This is a genomic window from Mycetohabitans sp. B3 (genome assembly GCF_021498065.1).
GTDB lineage: Bacteria > Pseudomonadota > Gammaproteobacteria > Burkholderiales > Burkholderiaceae > Mycetohabitans.
Window position 1 is genome coordinate 86397 of the sequence record NZ_JAHLKN010000020.1, and the last position, 20046, is coordinate 106442.

At 60.8% G+C, this 20046-nt stretch carries 19 protein-coding genes, 1 tRNA gene and 2 pseudogenes; 16 read left to right on the forward strand and 6 right to left on the reverse strand.

What is annotated here, in order from left to right; genetic code table 11:
• Positions 1–75: 75 nt before the first annotated feature.
• Positions 76–1173, forward strand: a complete 1098-nt coding sequence (zapE, locus tag KQH55_RS05480; RefSeq protein ID WP_076794980.1) for a cell division protein ZapE — start codon at positions 76–78, stop codon at positions 1171–1173.
• 132 nt (positions 1174–1305) lie between these two features.
• Here zapE and KQH55_RS05485 read toward each other — a convergent pair whose 3' ends face one another.
• Complete coding sequence (locus tag KQH55_RS05485; protein WP_373566366.1) at positions 1306–1779, reverse strand: DUF2147 domain-containing protein; 474 nt, start codon at positions 1777–1779, stop codon at positions 1306–1308.
• Between the two features lie 228 nt (positions 1780–2007).
• Between KQH55_RS05485 and KQH55_RS05490 the strand changes: the two are divergent.
• Together KQH55_RS05490 and KQH55_RS05495 are read left to right on the forward strand one after the other, a co-directional pair.
• Positions 2008–2185: pseudogene (locus KQH55_RS05490) on the forward strand (helix-turn-helix domain-containing protein); the annotation flags it as partial.
• Positions 2186–2261: 76 nt separating this feature from the next.
• Positions 2262–2981, forward strand: a complete 720-nt coding sequence (locus KQH55_RS05495) for a DUF2968 domain-containing protein (protein ID WP_076784959.1) — start codon at positions 2262–2264, stop codon at positions 2979–2981.
• A gap of 111 nt (positions 2982–3092) precedes the next feature.
• Here the strand turns inward: KQH55_RS05495 and KQH55_RS05500 are convergent, their stop codons facing one another.
• Positions 3093–4247 (reverse strand): AI-2E family transporter, encoded by a 1155-nt coding sequence (locus tag KQH55_RS05500; protein ID WP_235090346.1) that lies wholly within the window; start codon positions 4245–4247, stop codon positions 3093–3095.
• Between the two features lie 229 nt (positions 4248–4476).
• Here KQH55_RS05500 and KQH55_RS05505 point away from each other — a divergent pair.
• From KQH55_RS05505 to KQH55_RS05515, 3 genes and pseudogenes are all read left to right on the forward strand, one after another.
• Positions 4477–4646, forward strand: a pseudogene (locus KQH55_RS05505) (MFS transporter); the annotation flags it as partial.
• A gap of 175 nt (positions 4647–4821) precedes the next feature.
• On the forward strand, positions 4822–5178 hold the full coding sequence (locus KQH55_RS05510) for a chemotaxis protein (protein ID WP_076797180.1): 357 nt from the start codon (positions 4822–4824) through the stop codon (positions 5176–5178).
• A 186-nt stretch (positions 5179–5364) separates the two neighbouring features.
• Positions 5365–5898, forward strand: a complete 534-nt coding sequence (locus KQH55_RS05515; protein ID WP_235090347.1) for a DUF4142 domain-containing protein — start codon at positions 5365–5367, stop codon at positions 5896–5898.
• A gap of 179 nt (positions 5899–6077) precedes the next feature.
• Here KQH55_RS05515 and KQH55_RS05520 read toward each other — a convergent pair whose 3' ends face one another.
• The gene (locus KQH55_RS05520) at positions 6078–6944 is read right to left on the reverse strand and encodes a MipA/OmpV family protein (protein WP_076794986.1); all 867 of its coding nucleotides are present in this window, start codon (positions 6942–6944) and stop codon (positions 6078–6080) included.
• Positions 6945–7391: 447 nt separating this feature from the next.
• Here KQH55_RS05520 and KQH55_RS05525 point away from each other — a divergent pair, with 447 nt between their 5' ends.
• Both KQH55_RS05525 and KQH55_RS05530 read left to right on the forward strand, forming a co-directional pair.
• Positions 7392–7901, forward strand: a complete 510-nt coding sequence (locus tag KQH55_RS05525) for a ferritin-like domain-containing protein (protein ID WP_076787150.1) — start codon at positions 7392–7394, stop codon at positions 7899–7901.
• Between the two features lie 31 nt (positions 7902–7932).
• Positions 7933–8190: a hypothetical protein gene (locus tag KQH55_RS05530; RefSeq protein WP_076794990.1), complete on the forward strand. Its 258-nt coding sequence runs from the start codon at positions 7933–7935 to the stop codon at positions 8188–8190.
• 175 nt (positions 8191–8365) lie between these two features.
• Here KQH55_RS05530 and KQH55_RS05535 read toward each other — a convergent pair whose 3' ends face one another.
• On the reverse strand, positions 8366–8524 hold the full coding sequence (locus KQH55_RS05535) for a CBS domain-containing protein (protein ID WP_235090349.1): 159 nt from the start codon (positions 8522–8524) through the stop codon (positions 8366–8368).
• Between the two features lie 548 nt (positions 8525–9072).
• Between KQH55_RS05535 and KQH55_RS05540 the strand changes: the two genes are divergently transcribed.
• Positions 9073–10515 carry a hypothetical protein gene (locus KQH55_RS05540; protein WP_235090350.1) on the forward strand — a complete coding sequence of 481 codons (1443 nt, stop codon included), beginning with the start codon at positions 9073–9075 and terminating at the stop codon, positions 10513–10515.
• A gap of 49 nt (positions 10516–10564) precedes the next feature.
• Here the strand turns inward: KQH55_RS05540 and KQH55_RS16665 are convergent, their stop codons facing one another.
• The gene (locus tag KQH55_RS16665) at positions 10565–10873 is read right to left on the reverse strand and encodes a hypothetical protein (RefSeq protein ID WP_373566367.1); all 309 of its coding nucleotides are present in this window, start codon (positions 10871–10873) and stop codon (positions 10565–10567) included.
• Positions 10874–11131: 258 nt separating this feature from the next.
• Between KQH55_RS16665 and KQH55_RS05550 the strand changes: the two genes are divergently transcribed.
• From KQH55_RS05550 to rpiA, 6 genes are all read left to right on the forward strand, one after another.
• Positions 11132–11216: transfer RNA gene (locus KQH55_RS05550), tRNA-Leu, on the forward strand.
• A gap of 301 nt (positions 11217–11517) precedes the next feature.
• The gene (gene rnr / locus KQH55_RS05555; RefSeq protein WP_235090352.1) at positions 11518–13992 is read left to right on the forward strand and encodes a ribonuclease R; all 2475 of its coding nucleotides are present in this window, start codon (positions 11518–11520) and stop codon (positions 13990–13992) included.
• A 142-nt stretch (positions 13993–14134) separates the two neighbouring features.
• Positions 14135–14884, forward strand: a complete 750-nt coding sequence (rlmB, locus tag KQH55_RS05560) for a 23S rRNA (guanosine(2251)-2'-O)-methyltransferase RlmB (protein ID WP_076794998.1) — start codon at positions 14135–14137, stop codon at positions 14882–14884.
• A 505-nt stretch (positions 14885–15389) separates the two neighbouring features.
• Complete coding sequence (locus tag KQH55_RS05565) at positions 15390–16175, forward strand: hypothetical protein (RefSeq protein ID WP_139337342.1); 786 nt, start codon at positions 15390–15392, stop codon at positions 16173–16175.
• 56 nt (positions 16176–16231) lie between these two features.
• Positions 16232–16507, forward strand: coding sequence for a hypothetical protein (locus KQH55_RS05570; RefSeq protein ID WP_139337343.1), 276 nt, complete (start codon positions 16232–16234; stop codon positions 16505–16507).
• A gap of 63 nt (positions 16508–16570) precedes the next feature.
• A complete protein-coding gene (gene rpiA, locus KQH55_RS05575; RefSeq protein WP_235090353.1) occupies positions 16571–17269 on the forward strand; it encodes a ribose-5-phosphate isomerase RpiA in 699 nt (232 codons plus the stop codon).
• Between the two features lie 110 nt (positions 17270–17379).
• Here rpiA and KQH55_RS05580 read toward each other — a convergent pair whose 3' ends face one another.
• Complete coding sequence (locus tag KQH55_RS05580) at positions 17380–19368, reverse strand: ATP-binding cassette domain-containing protein (RefSeq protein WP_076795006.1); 1989 nt, start codon at positions 19366–19368, stop codon at positions 17380–17382.
• Between the two features lie 142 nt (positions 19369–19510).
• Here KQH55_RS05580 and KQH55_RS05585 point away from each other — a divergent pair, with 142 nt between their 5' ends.
• Positions 19511–19990 (forward strand): glutathione peroxidase, encoded by a 480-nt coding sequence (locus tag KQH55_RS05585; protein ID WP_076795008.1) that lies wholly within the window; start codon positions 19511–19513, stop codon positions 19988–19990.
• The last annotated feature ends 56 nt before the right edge of the window (positions 19991–20046 follow it).

The window sequence follows — 20046 nt, forward strand, 5'->3', positions numbered from 1 at the left end:
GCCGGGCTGGCGTGAGCCCGCCATGCGACAGGCGGCGAAATGGGGCGGGTAACACCCGCCCATTTTCTTGCACCGATGAACGTCACCGAATACTACGAGAAGGAACTGGCTGAACGCGGCTATCAGGCCGATGTGGCGCAACAACGCGCGATCAGCCGACTGCAACGCTGCTATGACGACTGGGTAGCCTATAAGGCGCGGCGTTCCAATGCGCTTAGGAGGTGGATCATTCGACCGGAGCCGCCATGCGGAGTCTACATGTGGGGCGGCGTTGGGCGCGGCAAGAGCTTCCTGATGGATAGTTTCTATGCTGTCGTGCCGGTGCAACGCAAGACGCGGCTGCATTTTCACGAATTCATGCGCGAGGTGCACCGTGAGCTTGAGGTGCTTAAGGGTCGCGCCGATCCGCTGGACGAACTGGCACGATTGGTCGCGAAGCGTTATCGATTGATTTGCTTCGACGAGTTCCATGTTTCGGACATCGCTGATGCGATGATCCTTTATCGGTTGTTGTTGAAGTTGTTCGACAACGGCGTGCAGTTCGTGATGACGTCCAATTACGAACCCAGTACGCTATACCCCGAGGGGTTGCATCGCGACCGGCTGCTGCCTGCGATCGACTTAATCAACGAAAGGCTCGACGTGTTGAACGTGGATGCGGGCACTGACTACCGCCAGCGCACGCTGGCACAGGTGCAGACTTACCATACGCCGCTGGGCGCCCATGCCGACAGGGCATTGCGTGAGGCGTTCGCGCGGTTGGCTGGGGTACCAGACGAGAACCCGGTGCTGCATATCGAAAAACGCGAGATCAAGGCGCTGCGCCGCGCCGATGGTGTCGTCTGGTTCGATTTTGCGACGCTATGCGGTGGACCACGGTCGCAAAACGACTACCTGGAGTTGGCGACACGCTTTCACACGATCATTTTGTCGGACGTGCCGCAGATGGCGCCGCGTATGGCGTCTGAGGCGCGTCGCTACACGTGGTTGATCGACGTACTCTACGATCATAAGGTCAAGCTGTTGATGTCGGCCGCCGTGCCGGCCGAGCAGCTGTACGTGGAAGGGCCGATGGCCAATGAATTCGCGCGGACCGTGTCGCGCATTGTCGAGATGCAATCGAAGGAATATCTCGAAGCGCCGCGGCGCATCGTCGATACGTCATTGACGTGACAGTGCGCGGCCCCGTGGCCGTGCGTGGCGCGCCGTCGGCGTGCCGCAGTTCGATGGGCGCGTACCACGCGTGACTGCTGGCTGGCGGGGACATACTACGCGTGACTGCTGATTGACGAGGCGTGCAACGCGTTACTGCTGACGGTTCCATGTCTGTGAACGGCCGATCAGCGACACGCCGATATAACCGCGCACGACCAGCTTCTGGCCGTTGTCCTCGACGTGCATCTTGCACTTGTAGACCTTGCCGTTTTCCGGATCAAGGATATGGCCACCCTTCCAGCTGTCTCCGTCCTGCTTCATGCCGTCGATGATCGTCATGCCGAGCATCAACTGGTCTTTGCGCGCGTCCGTGCATGCGGTGCAGCGGCGATCGGGTTGGTCGTTTGTGGCCAGCCCCTTGACGATTTTGCCTGCCAGCGTGCCGTCGGCTTCCTGCGCGATCTGGACCAATGCCTTCGGTTGTCCTGTGTGGTCGTCGATTGTTTGCCAAACGCCAATCGGCGATGCGTTGTCGGCGGCGAGGGCGCTGGCATCCGATATGGGCAACGTAATCGCGACTAGCACGCCGCAGACCGCGCGGAGATTGAGCAACGCTTGTATCACGTCTTCCTCCTGATACGGGGCGTTATCGTCACGGGCCATGGTGGACCCGGTGCGATGGCGGTGTGCCGCGTCGCATGATGCAGGCGCGCGAACCGGCACATACTGACAGTGCGGTATGGCACGGCGTTGACGGTGCCATCGATCACGAAAAGCATACGGCAAAGCGGCGCTGCCGTTTGGTAGAACGACTTCTAAGCACACATGCGATCGCTGACATTGGCTCGTCGCGCCCAACCCGTGCCGGCCGATAGCATCCCCGAAGTGTTGGTCGATCGTAGTCAGTGGAATATGGCGGAATGCTCGCGAATTATTGCGGCGTTGTCATCAAAGCTGGAAGTGGCACGACACCGCGCAGCATCTGGGCTTTAGCCGCGCGGTACTATGGGAAAAGATGCATCAATACTAGATCTTGGACGAGGAACCCGAAACCCACGAATTTAAGTAATATTGACCCCACGAAAAAGCGCACACTCGGAAAACAAATGAATCAATTACCACGAGCAAGGGGTAGGGTGCTGACGGCGGTTGCCGCGGCCATCGTCAGTCAAGCAGCGACCGCGTGGGCCGGTGCGCCGTCACAGGAGACGGCCAGTAACGTCGCTATCACGCAGGAACCGGCTGCCAACGTTGTGTTGCCCGGCGCGGTGGCGCCCAGCGCCCCAACGGCTGACGAGGCGCACAATTCAACCGGCGGCAATGTCGCGGAATTGCAACGGTTGATCCACGCTTCGGCGTTGACCGAATTCCGCACGGCCTATAACGGCAGCTACGGTGCGAGCCTGCTGTTCTACGGCAAGGAGATGACCTATTACATTGCATTGTTCCAACAAAAAAACTTTTGGCGTGTGATCAAGACGCAGGACTCGGTCCGAGCCGAAGCCATCTATGCGGATTTAGTACGGCAGACCGTGCAACTGTCCGATATCGAAATTCGTCGTGCGCGGCTGGAGGCGCAGAAGGCATTCACCGACCGCATGATCGCGCTGTCGCGTGATCGAGCTGTGCGGCTGCAGGCAGACCTGAACGTGGCACGCGCGCAGGAGGCGGAAGTCACGACTCGCCAGAAACAGACCGCGGCGCAGGCGCAGGCACTGGGCGAGCAGAAAGCTGCTGCGCAAACGCAGCTGCGCGAGTTGCAGCGGCATATCCGTGACTTGCAACGTCAGACCGAAGCCGGCTTGCCGCGCTCGAAGCCCCGCTGAGCGGCGTGCCTGCCGCTACGTGACTGAGCTTCGCGCAGGAGATCGAGCGCACGGCGCTCGACACCGCGGGCAGCGGCAGTTGAACGCCGCGTATACGCATCGCTGGGTCGTTCACGCATCGCTGGACAAGTCTTTGTGCCGCGGTGTCCGACGCCGCCGCCGCGCGCCGTTGCGCGGCGACGGCATCGCGCCATCGACAGCGGAGGGCGGATGGGTCTCGTCGCGCGCAATGAGCACTGAAATGTCCCAACACGCGATGAACAGCGCGGCAATCAATGGGCCGATGACAAAGCCGTTGATGCCGAACGTGGCCATGCCACCGACCGTGGAGATCAGCACGACCCAGTCAGGCAGCTTGGTGTCCTTGCCCACCAGGATGGGGCGCAGGAGGTTGTCCACGCCACCGATCACCAGTGAGCAGAACAAAACGAGCACGATCGCCTTCCACAACGGACCGGCCAGCAGGAAATAGATCGCAGCCGGTCCCCAGACCAGCGCCGAGCCGATCGCCGGCAGCAGTGACAGGAACGCCATCAACGTGCCCCACAGTAGCGAGCCGCTGATGCCGAGGATGAAGAAAATCAGGCCGCCGAGCAGGCCCTGCACCGCGGCCACCGCGATATTGCCCTTGACCGTCGCGCGCACCACGGTAGTGAACTTGCTGAGCAGCTTTTGCTTGTGCGAGTCGGCCAGCGGCACCGCTTCACGGATACGCAACGAGATGGCGCCGCCGTCGCGTAGCAGGAAAAACACCATATACAGCATGATGCCAAAGCCAACGGCGAACTGCAGCGTATTTTGGCCGATTTCGACCGCCTGCGCGGCCACGAATTGACTGATGCGGGCGGCCCCTTCGGTCAGCCTGGCTTGCAGGCTTTGCATGTCGGCCAAGCCGACGTCGTTCAGCCAGTGCTGCGCAAACGCGGGCAGCGCGCCGACCGCCTTTTGGAAATACAGCGTGATGTTCCACTGGCCGGTTTTAATTTGCTCGTAGGCGAATGAGACTTCCTGCACGAGCGTGCCAATCATCAGGCTCACAGGCAGGATCACGACCAGCACGCACAGGCTTAACGTCGCCAGGGCTGCGAGATTTGGGCGGTTGCCCAGCCGCATCGTCAGCGTGCGCTGTAACGGCTGGAATAGGATGGCCAAAATCGTGCCCCAAAAAATTGCGCCGAAGAACGGCAGCAGGATCCAGATGAGCGCGAACGATACCGCGAACAGTAGGATTTGAAAGCCTCTTTGATTCCGTGTGTCTTTGTTCATCATCCTGATCGGCCGTACCAGACGGGCCGCGCGTAGAGAGTAATGACGCTTGTCAAGCGCTTGTGCAGCGCAATCTTGACATGGTGCGTGCGGCGCGTCATGCGATTGCTCGACGCGGACGCGAAGACCAGCGCGGTAAACGCCATCGACGGGTAGCGGTGATACGGGTGCCGCCGTCCCACCGCCCGCGCCCGACGCCGGTGCGCCTCACTGGCAACGTAACTTATGCGTGTGTGTTTTCGGTTCATTCACGACGATCGTCGCGATGACGCTGTTGCTGCCATTTCTACCATCATTGTATGTTGAGGCGTCGGGGTCCACGGCCATGCCGCCATCGTGCAGTGGTCCGGCGTCGCCTACGGCGCGACATTCCTCAACGCGGCGCTTGTCGCGCCGCTATGTTGATCGGCACATGCGGCCTAATGGCGTTCGGCGCTCCGTGCAATTGGCTCCTGAGCCGCCGTTATAGGACGTTTAGAACCACGTACTGAACGTGCCCAAACTTCGGATGCGCGGCATGGAATGGGGCACGGCGTCTGCTACCGTTGTATGCACACATTGCACGGAGAGCATGATGAACAGCACATTAGATCCCGACAACCATTTGCGGCAACCCCACGTGCCCGGCCATGATATCGAGGCGCTCGGCCCGGGCGATTCTTCGGACACCGGCAGCGACACGGTTGGCGCAAAGCGGTACGACTTCGATCGCGACACGGAGTTGGATAACCATGCGCTTGAAATGGGCATGGTGGAGCAACGCAGCGATACGGATCGGGCTGGCACAGGCGAGCGCGCCGCTGCCGATGGCGATGAGACGATAGAGCCGGATGCAGACGTGCTGCCGGATCGTATTGAGCACGTGCCTTCAAAGGATTCGGCTGACGTTGAAGTGAACAAATCTGCAGATGTCGGTGTACGCGTTCGTTGACATGGCGGCCGCGAGGCCGCGGGTGGCTGCCACGCTGCGCAATAACCCGTGAGCGTCTCAAATGAGGCGCGTGCTGTTGCAGTGGCTTTAGGCGTTGTTGCGGCACGGCACTTGCTACTGTCGTAGCCGAGCCGTGGTGGGGCTACGGCCAGGCTCACTCATGCCACTTTAATTGGAGAATCCATAATGAAGTTAACTACACTCGCTTGTATTGGTGCGCTGGTGCTTACTCCGGTGGTTCATGCTCAAACGCAGGCTGCGTCAACGACGGCCGCGAACCCGCTGTCAAGCGCGGACCGTGACTTCATACAGGCGGCCACGATGTCATCGTCAACCGAGATCGATGCGGGGAAGATGGCGCATAAGAATACGAGTAACCCAGACGTTAGATCCTTTGCGCGCCACATGATCGCCGATCATACGAGGTTGACGGTGCAGCTGAAAGCGGTGGCACCTCATGGTGTGGAAGTGCCTAAGGACAACTCCGACATTGCGCTACTCGAGTCACTTAAGCCGTTGACGGGCTCGGACTTCGACCATGCGTACGTGCGTAAAGTGGGTCTGGAGGCGCACCGCCAAGCCATCGCCGCATTTGAGAAAGAGGCCAAGGAGGGGGAAAATCCGTCGTTGAAAGAAGCAGCGCTAAAAGCTCTGCCCACCCTCAGAGAGCATTACTTGATGTCGCAGAAGCTTGCACAAAAGTTGGGGGTTGCCGAGTAAGCTGCGACGCAGGCCAGCCTGTGCCCGTACGGTAACGGGCGCAGGCCCGGCGCGACAGACTCGGTGTGTGTAGCGGCGGCTGCCGAGCCGTTACCGCCGGTTATTGCATGGTTATTGCGCGCCGCTGCAAGCGCGCATCGGCTTATCTGGCGAGATCGAGGCGTTAGGAGACCGCGTCGTTAGAACTGGTAGTTAATCGACACGTCGCAGACGCCGTTAAGCCGAGATCGTGTGAGCGGACTGTCCACTGTGCTTCCCAGCATACGCTTGAAGGCGCCATCGGCGCTGACGAACCAATGTTTATTTACGAAGTAAACCATCGTGATGCCGAAGCCCGCCGACTTCAGTCCGGCGCTTGCGTCATAGCGGCGATATCCGGAGCGCACGGCCTGATCGGCAGTGACGCCGAACCAGCTATTCATGTACTTCGAGTCTGCAAACGTCGCGGACGGACCCGCGAACCAATAGAACTTTTCTGAACTCCCCGGTAGGGGCATGTAGGTGCCCAGATCGAACGTCCAACCGTTCGAGCCGCCAAAGCTGCGTGTGGCTACGCCCCGGAGCGTCAGCGGAAACGCTTTTGAGACCACGTACTCGGCGGCGATTTTCATGTCTGGTGCCGGGTTGATGTTATCCAGACCAGCCAGCCGCGATGGGTCGTCGTGCGCGCGCCGGCCAAGATCGTATGCTGCCGCGACGCTCACGCGCCAATTCGGACCGCGCAGCACATTGACGCCGATGCCTTCGCCGGTCGATAAGAACGCAAGGTCGCGGTAGCGCACGTCCACGCTGGGGCCGACTAACGGGCGATACCGATTTTCACCCTCATAGCGCGGCGCAAATGTCGAGCCAATGCCGATCCTCGCTTGCCACTCTGGAATGGAGGACATGTACAGTTTTTGTAGTGGAACACCAGCCGAATACTGCCATTCGCCCAGCGGCGACGGGGTTTGCGCCTGCGTCGGCGCAGTGTAAATCGTCAATGCCATTGCGGCTGCGGCAAACAGGATGGCATCCCGTCGCAGTGAGCCGCGAACGCAACGCATTGAGCAGGGTTGTTGCTTCGCATTGCAGATGTCAAGCGCCATTGAATCTCCGATTGTTAAGCGGACGAGCGAGGTAAGCACATACTGTGCCAGTTGGACGCAGGGCCGTCCCGTCCCTGTATTGCGTTGCAGCCTCGCTGGGGTACCGCCATGTGCAGTTTGCGGCGAAGACTGGATGCGGCAACGACAGCGCAGTGTAGTGAAAAATTTGCCGTCATGGGGCGTTGTCTCGCGCCAGGCCACATGCGCGCTTACCTGGCTTCTCGGGCCGGCACTGGTTGATTGCGCACCGTATTATTGCCAGAACGAGTCGATCGCGATGGGCGGCCTGTATCGGATGCCACGCAGAGGCCACCGCGTCCTGCCGGGTATGACGGTTGCGCACACCGATGTGCCGCGCATGTCGCGCGGCGCGCTATACGGTGCGGTACCGGCGAGGAAAACATGATGACGAGCCCACGCGAACATATGATTGATTGGTTGAAGGATGCCTATGCGATGGAGCAGCATGCGGAGTCGATGCTCAAGGCGCAAGCGTCGAGGCTAGAACATTATCCCAAGCTCAAACAGCGCATCGAGCAGCACATTGACGAGACGCTGTCCCAGCAAAAGCTGCTCGAACAGTGCTTGGACCGGCTGGGCAGCAGCCCATCGACGATCAAGAACCTTGCCGCCCGGGCTGCCGCGTTTGGGCAGGCGCTCGGTGGGATGACCGTCACCGATGAGGTAGTCAAGGGCAGCATGGCCAGTTATGTGTTCGAGCACATTGAAATTGCCGCGTACACGGCATTGATTGCGGCCGCCCGCGTGGCCGGAGACGCGGAGACGCAACGTTGCTGCGAGCAAATCCTGCCGCAGGAGGTCGAGATGGCACGCTGGCTGCATGACAACTTACCGGACGTCGTGACCGCCTACCTGGCTCGTTCCGCGGGCGAGCGCGACGACGCCAAGCGTTGACGCTTGCTACGGGCACCCAAGGAACCCACTCATGGACAGGGCCAGCAGCTCGCCGAGCCGGCGCGGCTTCATTCGGATGCTCGCCTCCTATGGCGCACCAGCCGCCGCCGGCGCGCTGGCGACAGCGGCGGGCCGCACGCTCGGCGCAGCGCCGCAACACGGCGGCGTGCTGTGTTGCACCACGGGCACTAGCGGGTACGGTACGCAGTGGTCCTCGACGGCGTTGACGCCGGGGATGTTCTGCGCGGCGACGCGCATCGCCCTGATTTCGTCATCGCGCCCTTGCTAGCCCCACAGGTGAACGATCCCGTTGCACACGAGGGTATTGTGCTTTGCAAACGTCCACTTGCGGTCCGCCAACTCACCCCTCAACCTCGCGCGCAATTTCGCGTCGCTTGCCGATGCGCCCGGTGGCGACGTATCTTTCGATGCTGTTCATCCGGGCGTAGTTCGCTGCGATGCCATTAATCCGCCTCGCTGAGTATGCCGACCAGCACGCCCGCGTCGTCAACCACCGGCGCGCCGCCGATAGGGTGCTCAACTAACATCTTGGCGGCATCGCGCACCGTCATGGCAGGCGTCACGGTAATGACGCCCGTAGTCATCATGTCGATGGCTTTCATGGTCGTGTTCTCTCAAAGGTCGTGTCCTCTCAAAAAAGAACCAAATTGCAAAAGAATCAGATTGCCACGGATAGCTTGTCAGTTGGCGCGGGCGGTTGAGTTGATCGAAATCAAGCCTCGCCTTGAGGCGGCGTGTCGGTGTGCGACGTGTGATTGATTTCAGTCAAGGGCCCGGGCGCGGATTGAGGCGATCATTGATACGCGGAACGAATACTTGTGTTTGCGTCGTGTGCTCGGATGGCTGGTTACCGCAATGCTTATTGATTTGCATCATGGCGCACCGGCACGCGATACGCGGTGCTGCGCTTGTCGAGGTTGCGGCTTTGTACGACGGGCATCCGGCGAGCCAGCCTGCCGGGCGGCGAACCAGTTCACGAGGCGTATGCCAGAGGGAAAATGAGTTATTTGACGTGGATGATCGGTGTGGGTGCGGCGCTGTGCGCGGGCTTTGCCAGTGCGATGTGGTTCGAGACGAATCGGGGTTCGATGCGCACCCCCTGTCCCGGGCGAATTGCGCCGACGGAGGAGTCGAAAAGGAGAACAGGATCTTGAAGGGGCGCACGAGCGACGCGATGCTTGGTGAGGCGGACCCGCACGCGCTACGCCGTTACGCGACCTATCCGGAGCGCGGGTGGTTCGTCGGCGCGTTCGACGAAGCGGCGCTGGCGGCTTGCTACGCCAGTGTGTCGCCCATCAGCGGCACCGGCTTGATCGACGGGGCGGGGACGGACAAGGCGCATATCGCGCTGTCGGTTGTCATACCGGCGCTTGCCCCCGGTAATGCCGCCTATCTGGCGTTTGCGCGCCGCATCGACGACGACATCGCGTTTCACCGGCAATGGGACCCGGCGCGATCCGGCGTCGCGGAGTTGCACTGGAGCGGCGAACTCGGCTTGCTCGGGGCAAGCGGCACCGCGCGGCTCGTTGCGTTGTTGCGGCAGCGGTTCGCGTTCGCGCGCGATGCTCGCTGGTCGGTCTCGCTCGATTGGCGTGCCGCACACGACGAGACGTTACTCGACACGTTGATATTGAGCGGCTTCGCGCATCTCGAACTGCGCGGCGGCGCAGCGCCGATGCAGCGGCTTGACGGCATTGGTGGGGGCATGCGGTCGTCGGCGCTATCCCCGAACGTGGGCGAGCAGGGGCCAATGGACGCCGAGCAGTGGCGTTTGCCCGAGCTCGTCGCGCTGGCCCGCACACACGGTTTTGCATCCGTAGGAGCGGTGCTCGAGTACGGTGCAGGTCCATGCGGCCCGCGCGGCATCGCGCCGGGCGCGCCGCAATCGCCGGGCACGCTCCAGACGCTCGATGCATTGATCGCCGCGCGTGCTACGCGGATCCGTCTGCAAACGCGTTGCACACGCGCCGATGTGCTCGCCGAGCGAGTGGCGCTGGTCGAGCGGCTGCATGCGTGCGGCTACGTGCAATTGGGTATCGACGACTACGCGCAGCGCGACGATCCGTTGGTGTCGGCGCAGCGGTTTGGCCGTCTCGTGTGCAAGCCGTTCGGTTTGTCCTCGCGTGCGACGCAATGTGTCGTGCCGCTCGGGCCGGGGGCGATCGGCGCCACCGCCGACGCCTATTTTCAGCACCTGGAGGAAGTCCCGTCCGTCCCCGTGCGTTCTATCGCAGGGCGCAAAGTCTACGCGCCCGGCTTGCGCGGATGGCGCTTGTCGGCCGACGACGCGATCCGTCGCACGGTCATCCAGTCGCTGGCCACCAATTTTTTCATTGACCGGCAGGCGATCGAACTGGCGCACAACATTGAGTTTTCCGACTATTTCGCTAACGAGATCCGCGTGCTGTGCCGCTGCGCGAATGCCGGCCTGCTGTCATTAGAGGACAATTTCATCGAGACGACCGAGGCAGGGCGCGTGCGTTTGGGCAATTTATGCGGCATTTTTGACCGTTATCAACACCTGCACCATACGTGGCTGCGTTCACTGGCCGGCACGGCCCGCACGCTTGAGCCATTGCTTGCAGTGCGTTGAGTGCAGCATCTCATGTCGGGGAGGGGGCTGGACGCGACGCGCGCTGGTTTCAGTGCGGAGATGCACGGGCTATCCGCTCGGTTGGCGTCGGCGCATCCACTTCGACGCTGAGCCAGCGAAATGCGTCGCGGGCGCACACTGGCTGCGCGCGTTCGTCGATGCCAGCAGTGAAGACCAAGGCGTCGAGTCCGCCTAGCGCTGCGTACAGTGAGCCGGTCTCTCGCACGATCTGATAGATGAATAGGTCGATCGCATGGGTAGCCCGCAGATCGAGGCTGACTTGCAGTGGCCCGTATGCCGCTGGACATGCCCGATACGCCCACAGCCCGGAGCGGGCGTCTGTGCGATTAACGGCAATCCTATCTTGCTGCGGCCATTGGCCGAGAAATGGCTGCGGCCGGCGCGGGCCGCGCGGCCCGCGTCACCCGTTTCACTCGGCGTCCACGCGAATGACCCGATCACTGACGCGTGGCTCCATACAACACCCAAAAACCGGACACACTACGTGCTATAGACTCGGACAATTCATGCGCTCACGACAATTTTTTATGTAATTGTTGACACTATGGAGACAGATCAGCATAATAGCGTTCTTCGCTGATTACGCAGCAAAGCCGCCCAGGTGGCGGAATTGGTAGACGCACTAGTTTCAGGTACTAGCGGGTAACTCCGTGGAGGTTCGAGTCCTCTCCTGGGCACCAACGGTTGCGCTGTCGTGATACGACGAAGTGGTACGAAAAACCCCGTAAAATAAAGATTTTACGGGGTTTTTTGTCTTTTCAGCCGGCCAGCGGTAAGCCGGTGGTTCACCCGTGTCAACGTGCGCGCTGTCCGCCGCGCCGGCGCACCAAGCGCATCAGCCCTGCATCGGCCAAACCCGGTGTTAGAATCATTCTCCAGTGAGTTGGCCGGCGCCACTGTGCATCGGTCGGGCAGTGACGATGCGTGACACGCCAATCCGTGCGTCGCGCGCATTCACGATAACCATTCATCGACAAGGCTTTGAGCAAATACCCGTATCCGATTCCTAGCCGCGAAGAAATTCTCGGCGTATTGCGCACGACCGAACAGCCGCTTGCCGGCAATGACATTGCCGAAGCACTCGCGATCAAGCGCCAGGAGCGCGAAGGGTTTTTCAAGCGCCTCGGCGCGATGGAGCGCGATGGCCAGATCAAGCTCGACAAGCGTGGCTATTACCAGCTCACGCATCCGTCGAACTTTGTCGCCGGTCGCGTTCAGGGCCATCGCGACGGCTACGGCTTCCTGATTCGCGATGACGCCGGTGTCGACCTATTCCTGTCCAATGCAGAGATGCAGAAGGTCATGCACAACGACCGGGTGCTTGCGCGCGTGACGGGTTATGACCGGCGCGGCCGTCCGGAGGCCCACATTGTTGAAGTCACCGAGCGGGCGAACAAGCGAATCATCGGCCGGTTGCTGAACGAGAACGGTGCATGGATCGTTGCGCCGGAGGACAAGCGGATCGGCCATGACATCCTTGTGACGCAGACGGGCAAGGTCAAGCCCAAGTCCGGCCAGGTCGTCTCGATCGAGTTAACAGACTTCCCGAGCCGTCATTCGCAGCCGGTCGGCAAGATCGTCGAGGTGCTGGGCGACATCGACGATCCTGGCATGGAAATCGAGATCGCCGTGCGCAAGTATGGCGTGCCCCACCAGTTCTCGGACGCGGCGCTCGCGCAGGCGGCCAAGCTGCCCGACGAGGTGCGCACAGCGGATCTGCGCCAGCGCGTGGACTTGCGTGATGTGCCGCTCGTGACGATCGACGGCGAGGACGCGCGCGATTTCGACGACGCGGTCTATTGCGAGCCAATCCGGATTGGCCGGCAGAACGGCTTTCGCTTGCTGGTCGCGATCGCCGATGTGTCCCACTACGTCACCGATGGCGATGGCCTCGATCATGACGCGCTTGAGCGTAGCACGTCGGTGTATTTCCCGCGCCGCGTGATCCCGATGCTGCCCGAGAAACTGTCAAATGGGCTGTGTTCGCTGAACCCGGACGTGGACCGTTGCACGCTTGTCTGCGACATGGTGATCAATTCGCGTGGCGACATCAAGGCATACCAGTTCTATCCGGCTGTGATGCATTCGGCCGCACGGCTCACGTACACTGAGGTGGCGGCCATCTTATCGAACACGAAGGGGCCCGAGGCGGCGCAGCGCGGCGCGTTGCTGCCGCACCTGCAGCACTTGCACGGCGTGTTCAAGACGTTACTGCAGGCGCGCGAGAAGCGCGGCGCGATCGAGTTCGATACAACCGAGACCTATATTGTGTGCAACGCCCAGGGCAAGATCGAGCAGATCCTGCCGCGGCAGCGCAACGACGCGCACAAGCTGATTGAAGAGTGCATGCTGGCCGCCAATGTGTGCGCGGCCGATTTTCTCAAGCGCAACAAGCATCCGGGGCTGTATCGGATCCATGCGGGGCCGACCGAGGAGAAGCTGGCGAACCTTCGGACCTTCCTGCGCGGTTTCGGGCTGACGTTGGGCGGCGGCGACAAGCCGCATGCAAGTGACTACGCGGCCTTGATGAAGCAGGTGCGGGAGCGTCCGGACGCATCGATGCTGCAAACGATGCTGTTGCGCTCGATGCAACAGGCGGTCTACAGTCCCGACAATATCGGGCACTTCGGCCTCGCCTATGACGCTTATGCACATTTCACCAGTCCGATCCGTCGCTATCCGGATCTACTTACGCACCGGGCGATTCGTGCGATCCTGGCCGGCAAGAAATATCAGCCGCAACTTTGCGGCGACGTCGTGCTCAGCACTTCGCTGGCGCCTCAAGCACGTGCGTTGCAGCGAGAGGGCGAGCGCATGCATACAGGGGACCGTTCGCACGATGCTATCTGGGAGGAACTCGGCCTGCATTGTTCGGCCAACGAGCGGCGCGCGGATGAGGCCTCGCGCGATGTCGAAGCGTGGCTCAAGTGCTATTTCATGCGAGACAAGCTGGGCGAGGAATACGGCGGGATGATCAGCAGCGTGACGCCGTTTGGTATTTTCGTGCAATTGGATTCGCTGTTCATCGAAGGTTTGGTCCATGTCACCGAACTGGGCGCTGACTACTTCCAATACGACGAAATCAAGAATGAGTTGCGTGGCGAGCGCACCGGGATCCGCTTCCGTCTGTCCGAGCGTGTGCGTGTGCAAGTGAGCCGTGTCGATCTGGACGCGCGCAAGATCCACTTTCGGCTGGTGCGGGAGGTGTCGGCCAAGCCGGGGGCGCGTGCCGGCGTACGCGGCATACCGGCGACCGGTGGCGCTGCGGTCAACGCTAACGGGCAGGAGCCGCGCGTGCGCTCGCTCGTGGCATCCGATGGCGGTTCGCATGTGAAGCAGGCGGCGTCTGCGCCAAGTCCCCACGTCAAAGAGGCGCGCGCCGCCCGCGCCGCGGCGAAGAAACGTTCATCGGCCGGCACGGCCGCCAATGGCCGCACGCGCAGCAAGAAGCGATAGATAGATCGGGACGCAAGGCCGTCACAATACGGCGAATCGATGAAGGCACCGTAGTCGGCGCATTGGCTACGCGCTCGGCTCCGAGGCGCGATGCTGTGGACTGGCATCGCGTGCGCCGCACTTTTTTTTGAAAGCAGCGTTTATGGCACGTTTAAAGGTTCTATACGGATTCCATGCGGTTACGGCGCGCTTGCGTCATGATTCGTCCAGTATCGAAGAGATCTTGTACGATCCGACGCGGCGCGATCGCCGCATGCAGGATTTCCTGCAACTGGTGCAATCATCTGGGGTTCGATTGATTGCCGCCGAGGATGCACGGTTGCATGGCTTGGCCGGTACGCATCGGCACCAGGGTGTCGTCGCGCGCGCGACGGATCTACCGCTTGCGCAAAACTTGGCCGAGCTGCTCGACGCGCTGCCCGGGCCCGCGCTGTTGCTGGTGCTCGACGGGGTCACCGACCCGCATAATCTCGGCGCATGCTTGCGTGTGGCCGATGCGGCCGGCGCGCATGCGGTGATCGCGCCGCGTGATCGCGCGGTCGGACTGAATTCGACCGCTGCGAAGGTAGCCAGCGGCGCGGCCGAGACCGTGCCGTACATCACGGTAACCAACCTTGCCCGTACGCTGCGCGAGTTGAAGGACGCCGGCGTCTGGGTGATCGGCACGGCTGGCGACGCTCCGCGCAGCCTGTACGAGACCGCGCTTGATGGTCCAGTCGCACTGGTCATGGGCGCCGAAGGGGAGGGCATGCGCAGGTTAACGCGCGAGACGTGTGACGACTTGGTGTACATCCCGATGATGGGTAGTGTCGACAGCCTAAATGTATCGGTTGCCAGCGGCATTGGCTTGTTTGAGGCGGTCAGGCAGCGCAATCCCATTAAAAATCGATGATTTGCAGTGTGTATTGCGGCTTTGTTTTGAGGCTGCGAATGCGTGCGCATAGGTGCACTATCTGTTTGCCGTTTTATGCTTGTGTACGCTATCAGGTAATGTCGAGTTCCTAGTTGACACAACCCCATTCTTCGCTCGCGGCTGGGAGGCTCGCTGACAGTGTTGCAAGCCGCGTCTGCGTGCCGCACGCCTGGCGCGAGTGAAGCAAAAGAGACGGGGCCAGTCATAACGGCGGACACTAGGGGCCGAAGGGCAAAGTATTTCTGCGCTGTGTCGCTTATGTCGAGTTCCCTATCCTTCTTTTTCTAAAGATCTCCTATTTTACGTCAATCCGACTGCTTCTGCCGATTACCACAATGTAAAGACGGATGTAGCCATTTGGGCAAACTGCGAACGATGTTAAGCTTATTGAGGGCCGGGTGTAAGTTGGTACCTTTCCTTTCAATCAGGCTATGAAGTGTGCTATGAAAGGGGATTTACGCAGTATGGACAACGGAGATAATCATTGACCAAGTGCAATAAATTACTTGCTATTGCTGCTTTAATTGTGGCTTTTACGCAATACGGTTGTGGAGGGGGGAGTGGCAATATATCCAGTCCTGTAACGGACGTGCAGGGGTTATACGAGGGTGTAACCGACAAGGATCAGAAACTATCCGCTTTGATTCTTGATGATGGTTCATTTTATGCATTTTACTGGAGCGAGGGCGACTTGGAGCCCGGCGGGCTACTCATGGGCAATGTGAAAGCCTCGGGCGGCACGTTGTCATCGTCGGATGTGATCGACTATGACCTGACGCGTTCGAAAACACAGAAAGTTGCTATTTCTGCAACCTACGCGCCAAAGGATTGGTTGAATGGTACATCGGTCTATCCGGATGCGTGCGACGCAAGCTTTACCTTTACTACCCGATATAATGCGGACTATGAGCGGACGCCCACACTTACCACGATAGCAGGCGCTTACACAGGCACGACCCAAGGGTTACATACGAGTAGTGCTACTGAGGTTTCCGTTGAGACTGACGGTTCTATAGCGTTTAATAGCGGCGCGTGCAGGGCGAAAGGAACGATCGCGCCTCGTACTTTTGGGGACGTGTATTCTCTGACATTGAAGTTTGACGAGTCTCCGTCTTGCTCATACTCTAGTCAAACGCTAACAGGTATTGCTGTTGCGGCGCCGGATGACGAGGGGATAGTCAACGAGGGGATACTCATAGTCGCTCGTGCAGCGGATACGTCACATCCGCTGCTGTTTGAGGGAAAAGCACCTAGCAGCGTCCGAAGCTAAAACTCGAAATCGGACTTAACCGACGGGCGGCGTCACACTTGCCGCCCGACTACATCATGCGGCCGATGACAGCGGATCCCGCTGATTGGGCGCGTCTTCTATTGGCGCTGCATAACGCGGATAGTTCACGTTCGCGGAAACGACCCAGCGGCCAGTTCGGTGCTGCCGACGCACCGTGTACTGTGCGGGTGCTAAACGCGCTTCGGGCCATCGAACTATGCTGCGGTGATGCCGATGCGCAAAGCGAGGCGACTGTGTGCGCACCGCTCGATAACTATCGCGTGATGATCCCGGCCATGACGCTGCCGGCGGCCGGCGACGATATGCATTGAATCGCGCCGCGGCCGCTCGGTTACACTGTTGCGTTCCTTGTATTTTTCTGCCGTATTTTCTAGATGACTCAAGACGAACTCAAACGGCTCGTCGGCCAGGCGGCCGCTGACTATGTGAACGAGCAAGTGCCCGAGGGCGCGGTGATTGGCGTCGGGACCGGCTCGACCGCGAATTGCTTCATCGATGCATTGGCTGGCAGTCGCGAACGGTATCGCGGCGCAGTATCGAGTTCCGTTGCCACGACGAACCGGCTGCTATCGCACGGGTTTCGTGTATTCGAGCTGGGCGAGGTCGAATCGCTGCCGGTGTACGTCGACGGTGCAGACGAAATCGACCCGCATGGCGCGATGATCAAGGGCGGCGGCGGTGCGTTGACACGCGAAAAGATCGTCGCGTCGGTCGCCGACGTATTCGTCTGCATCGCGGACGGCAGCAAGCTGGTGCCCACGCTCGGGGCGTTCCCGCTGCCGATCGAAGTGGTGCCGATGGCGCGTGTGGCGATCGGCCGCCGGATCGCGCAGGCGACCGACGGCGTGCCGGTGTTGCGGGTGAAACAAGACGGCACGCCGTATATCACCGACAATGGCAATGAGATCATTGACGTCAAGGGGCTCGCCATCGACGGCCCGGTGGCACTTGAGCGCGACGTGAACCAATGGCCCGGCGTCGTGACCGTTGGGCTGTTTGCCGCGCGCGGCGCCGACCTATGTCTGATTGGCACCGAGCGGGGGGTGCAGCGCATCGACTACGCGCGGCGTTGAGCTGGGTTGCGCACCAGTGACGCGGTGCGCCATGCAGGGCGGTAACGCGATGCGAGAGCGGGCACGCGGCGCACGACAGGCGACAACGCGCCGATTGCACAATGTCGCGTTCAGCCGATTTGCTCCAGCGCCTCGTTCAATTCAAGCCATTCGGCCTCGAGCGTGGCAATCTGGTCCGCGACTTCGGCCTGGCGTTTCAATGCGTCGGTCAGCTTCGCCTTTTGCGACGGCTCGTAGCTGGTCGGCGCCGCGATGAGTGCGTCGAGCGACGCCTTCTCGGCGTTTAACGCGTCCATCCGGTGCTCGATCTTGCCGATCTGGTTCTGCAGCGGTTTGCGTAGCTGTGCGCTCTTTTGGCGGGCTTGGGCATCGGCCCGGCGTTGCTCCTTGCGATTGATCAACGTGTCGGCACCGGCGAGGCCGGCCGTGTCGCCGCGCCGCGCCGTGCTGGGGTCGGCTGTTCGCGCATTGGCCTGCGAGCCGGCCCGCTTGACCGCTTCGCGCTGCTCGGCCGCGTGCTGCAGCAGCCAGTCACGATAGTCGTCAAGGTCGCCGTCGAAGGATTGGATTCGATGCTGGGCGACCAGCATGAACTGGTCGGTGGTTGCTCGCAGCAGGTGCCGGTCGTGTGATACTAGGATCAGCGTACCTTCGAATTGGGCCAGCGCCATCGTCAACGCATGGCGTGTCTCAAGGTCCAGATGGTTGGTGGGCTCGTCCAGCAACAGCAGATTCGGGCGTTGCCAGACAATCAACGCAAGGGCAAGACGGGCTTTTTCGCCGCCCGAGAACGGGCGGATCGACGTGGTGGCCATTTCACCGCCGAAGTTGAAGCTGCCCAAAAAGTCGCGCAACTCCTGCTCGCGCGTGTCCGGGGCAAGCCGTGCCAGATGCTGCAGGGGGGTGTCGTCCTCTCGCAACGTCTCGAGCTGGTGCTGTGCGAAGTACCCGATCGTCAATCCTTTTGCGTTGCGTACGACACCCCCGATCGGCGCTAGGGTGCCAGCCAGCGTTTTGATCAATGTCGACTTGCCTTGGCCGTTTGCACCGAGCAAACCAATGCGCTGGCCACTCTGAATCGATATGTTGACGTCGTCGACGATCACAGCCGGCGTGCCGCCGCTGTCCGACGGATAACCGCAGCGAACCTGCTCCATCACGAGCATCGGGTTCGGTGCGGATGCGGGCTCGCGAAACTCGAACGTGAGCGGTGACGACGCGTGCGCCGGCGCGATGCGCTCCATTTTTTCGAGTGCCTTCATCCGGCTTTGTGCTTGCCGAGCTTTCGTGGCCTTGGCTTTGAATCGGTCGATGAAGCTATGCAGATGCGTGATCGTGCGCTGCTGCTTTTCGTATGCGCTTTGTTGTAACGCGAGCTGTTGTGCCCGCTGGACTTCGAATTGACTATAGTTCCCCCCGTAACGCTTGATCTGGCGTTGTTCCAGGTGCAGCGTGACATTGCATACCGAGTCGAGAAATTCCCGGTCGTGCGAAATGACGATCAGCGTGCCCGCATAGCGATGTAGCCAGTCTTCAAGCCATACGATGGCGTCCAGGTCCAGGTGGTTCGTGGGCTCGTCCAGCAGCAGCAGGTCGGAGCGCGACATCAGCGCCTGCGCGAGGTTCAGCCGCATGCGCCAGCCGCCGGAGAAACTGGCGACCGACGCCAGCGTCTGTTCGAGCGTGAAGCCTAAGCCGAGCAATAGCGCTTGTGCGCGCGCTGGGGCCGAATAGCCGTCGACATCCGCCAGTGCCGCATGCGCGAGCGCTTGCTCGGCGCCATTGTCGTCGGCGCACGCTGCGGCGATACGTGCCTCGATGTCGCGCAATTGCGTGTCACCGTCCAACGTGTAGTCGAGCGCGCTGCGCTCGACCGCGGGCGTTTCCTGTGCCACATGCGCGATGCGCCATGAAGGCGGCAGCGCGAGTTCGCCGGCATCCGGCTGCAGTTGACCGCGTAAAAGGGCGAACAGCGTTGACTTGCCCGCGCCATTTGCGCCGATCAGGCCGGCTTTTTCGCCCGGATTCAGCGTGAAGGTTGCTCCTTCGAAAAGCGACTTCGTGCCGCGCGACAGACTGAGTTGGTTGAAGCGGATCACGGCAGGACTATTATGGGAATGCGTGGAAAGTCATTATTGTAGATCGGCCCGGCATCGGACAGTCGTGCATCCGGCCGATGCCGGGCAGTCCGAAGTTGCTCTACACTGCGAGTGTTATCTCGTGTTCGTACAAGGAATCCAGATGAGCCAGCTCTATTCATTTTCCGCGCGCTCGCTGCAGGGCGACGACATTTCCCTGGAGCGCTACCGCGGCAAGGTTCTGCTGATCGTCAACACCGCCAGCGAATGCGGGTTCACGCCCCAATACGCGGGGTTACAGGCCTTATATGAGCGATATGCGGCGCGCGGCCTGGAGATACTGGGCTTTCCGTGTAACCAGTTTGGCAAGCAGGAGCCGGGCGACGCGCAGCAGATCGGCGCATTTTGCGAGAAAAACTACCAGGTCAAGTTCCCGATGTTTGACAAGATCGATGTGAACGGCGCCCATGCGCATCCGCTGTATCGCTATCTGACCGAGGAAGCGCCCGGCGTGCTCGGGACCGAGGCGATCAAGTGGAACTTCACCAAGTTCTTAATCGATCGCGAAGGCAGGCTAATCAAGCGCTATGCGCCTGTCACTAAACCTGACGCGATCGAGCCGGATATCGAGAAGTTGCTTTGACGCGGCTGAACTTGTCAGCCTACGTGTTGGTGCGCCTTCTTGCATTTGTCGGCCGA

What these genes read in the sequence shown, in the direction of transcription:
- zapE (WP_076794980.1), top strand. Translation starts at nt 76, where the DNA reads ATGAACGTCACCGAATACTACGAGAAGGAACTGGCTGAACGCGGCTAT.
- KQH55_RS05495 (WP_076784959.1), top strand. Translation starts at nt 2,262, where the DNA reads ATGAATCAATTACCACGAGCAAGGGGTAGGGTGCTGACGGCGGTTGCC.
- KQH55_RS05500 (WP_235090346.1), bottom strand. Translation starts at nt 4,247, where the DNA reads ATGAACAAAGACACACGGAATCAAAGAGGCTTTCAAATCCTACTGTTC.
- KQH55_RS05510 (WP_076797180.1), top strand. Translation starts at nt 4,822, where the DNA reads ATGAACAGCACATTAGATCCCGACAACCATTTGCGGCAACCCCACGTG.
- KQH55_RS05515 (WP_235090347.1), top strand. Translation starts at nt 5,365, where the DNA reads ATGAAGTTAACTACACTCGCTTGTATTGGTGCGCTGGTGCTTACTCCG.
- KQH55_RS05520 (WP_076794986.1), bottom strand. Translation starts at nt 6,944, where the DNA reads ATGCGTTGCGTTCGCGGCTCACTGCGACGGGATGCCATCCTGTTTGCC.
- KQH55_RS05525 (WP_076787150.1), top strand. Translation starts at nt 7,392, where the DNA reads ATGACGAGCCCACGCGAACATATGATTGATTGGTTGAAGGATGCCTAT.
- KQH55_RS05530 (WP_076794990.1), top strand. Translation starts at nt 7,933, where the DNA reads ATGGACAGGGCCAGCAGCTCGCCGAGCCGGCGCGGCTTCATTCGGATG.
- KQH55_RS05535 (WP_235090349.1), bottom strand. Translation starts at nt 8,524, where the DNA reads ATGAAAGCCATCGACATGATGACTACGGGCGTCATTACCGTGACGCCT.
- rlmB (WP_076794998.1), top strand. Translation starts at nt 14,135, where the DNA reads ATGGCACGTTTAAAGGTTCTATACGGATTCCATGCGGTTACGGCGCGC.
- KQH55_RS05570 (WP_139337343.1), top strand. Translation starts at nt 16,232, where the DNA reads ATGCGGCCGATGACAGCGGATCCCGCTGATTGGGCGCGTCTTCTATTG.
- rpiA (WP_235090353.1), top strand. Translation starts at nt 16,571, where the DNA reads ATGACTCAAGACGAACTCAAACGGCTCGTCGGCCAGGCGGCCGCTGAC.
- KQH55_RS05585 (WP_076795008.1), top strand. Translation starts at nt 19,511, where the DNA reads ATGAGCCAGCTCTATTCATTTTCCGCGCGCTCGCTGCAGGGCGACGAC.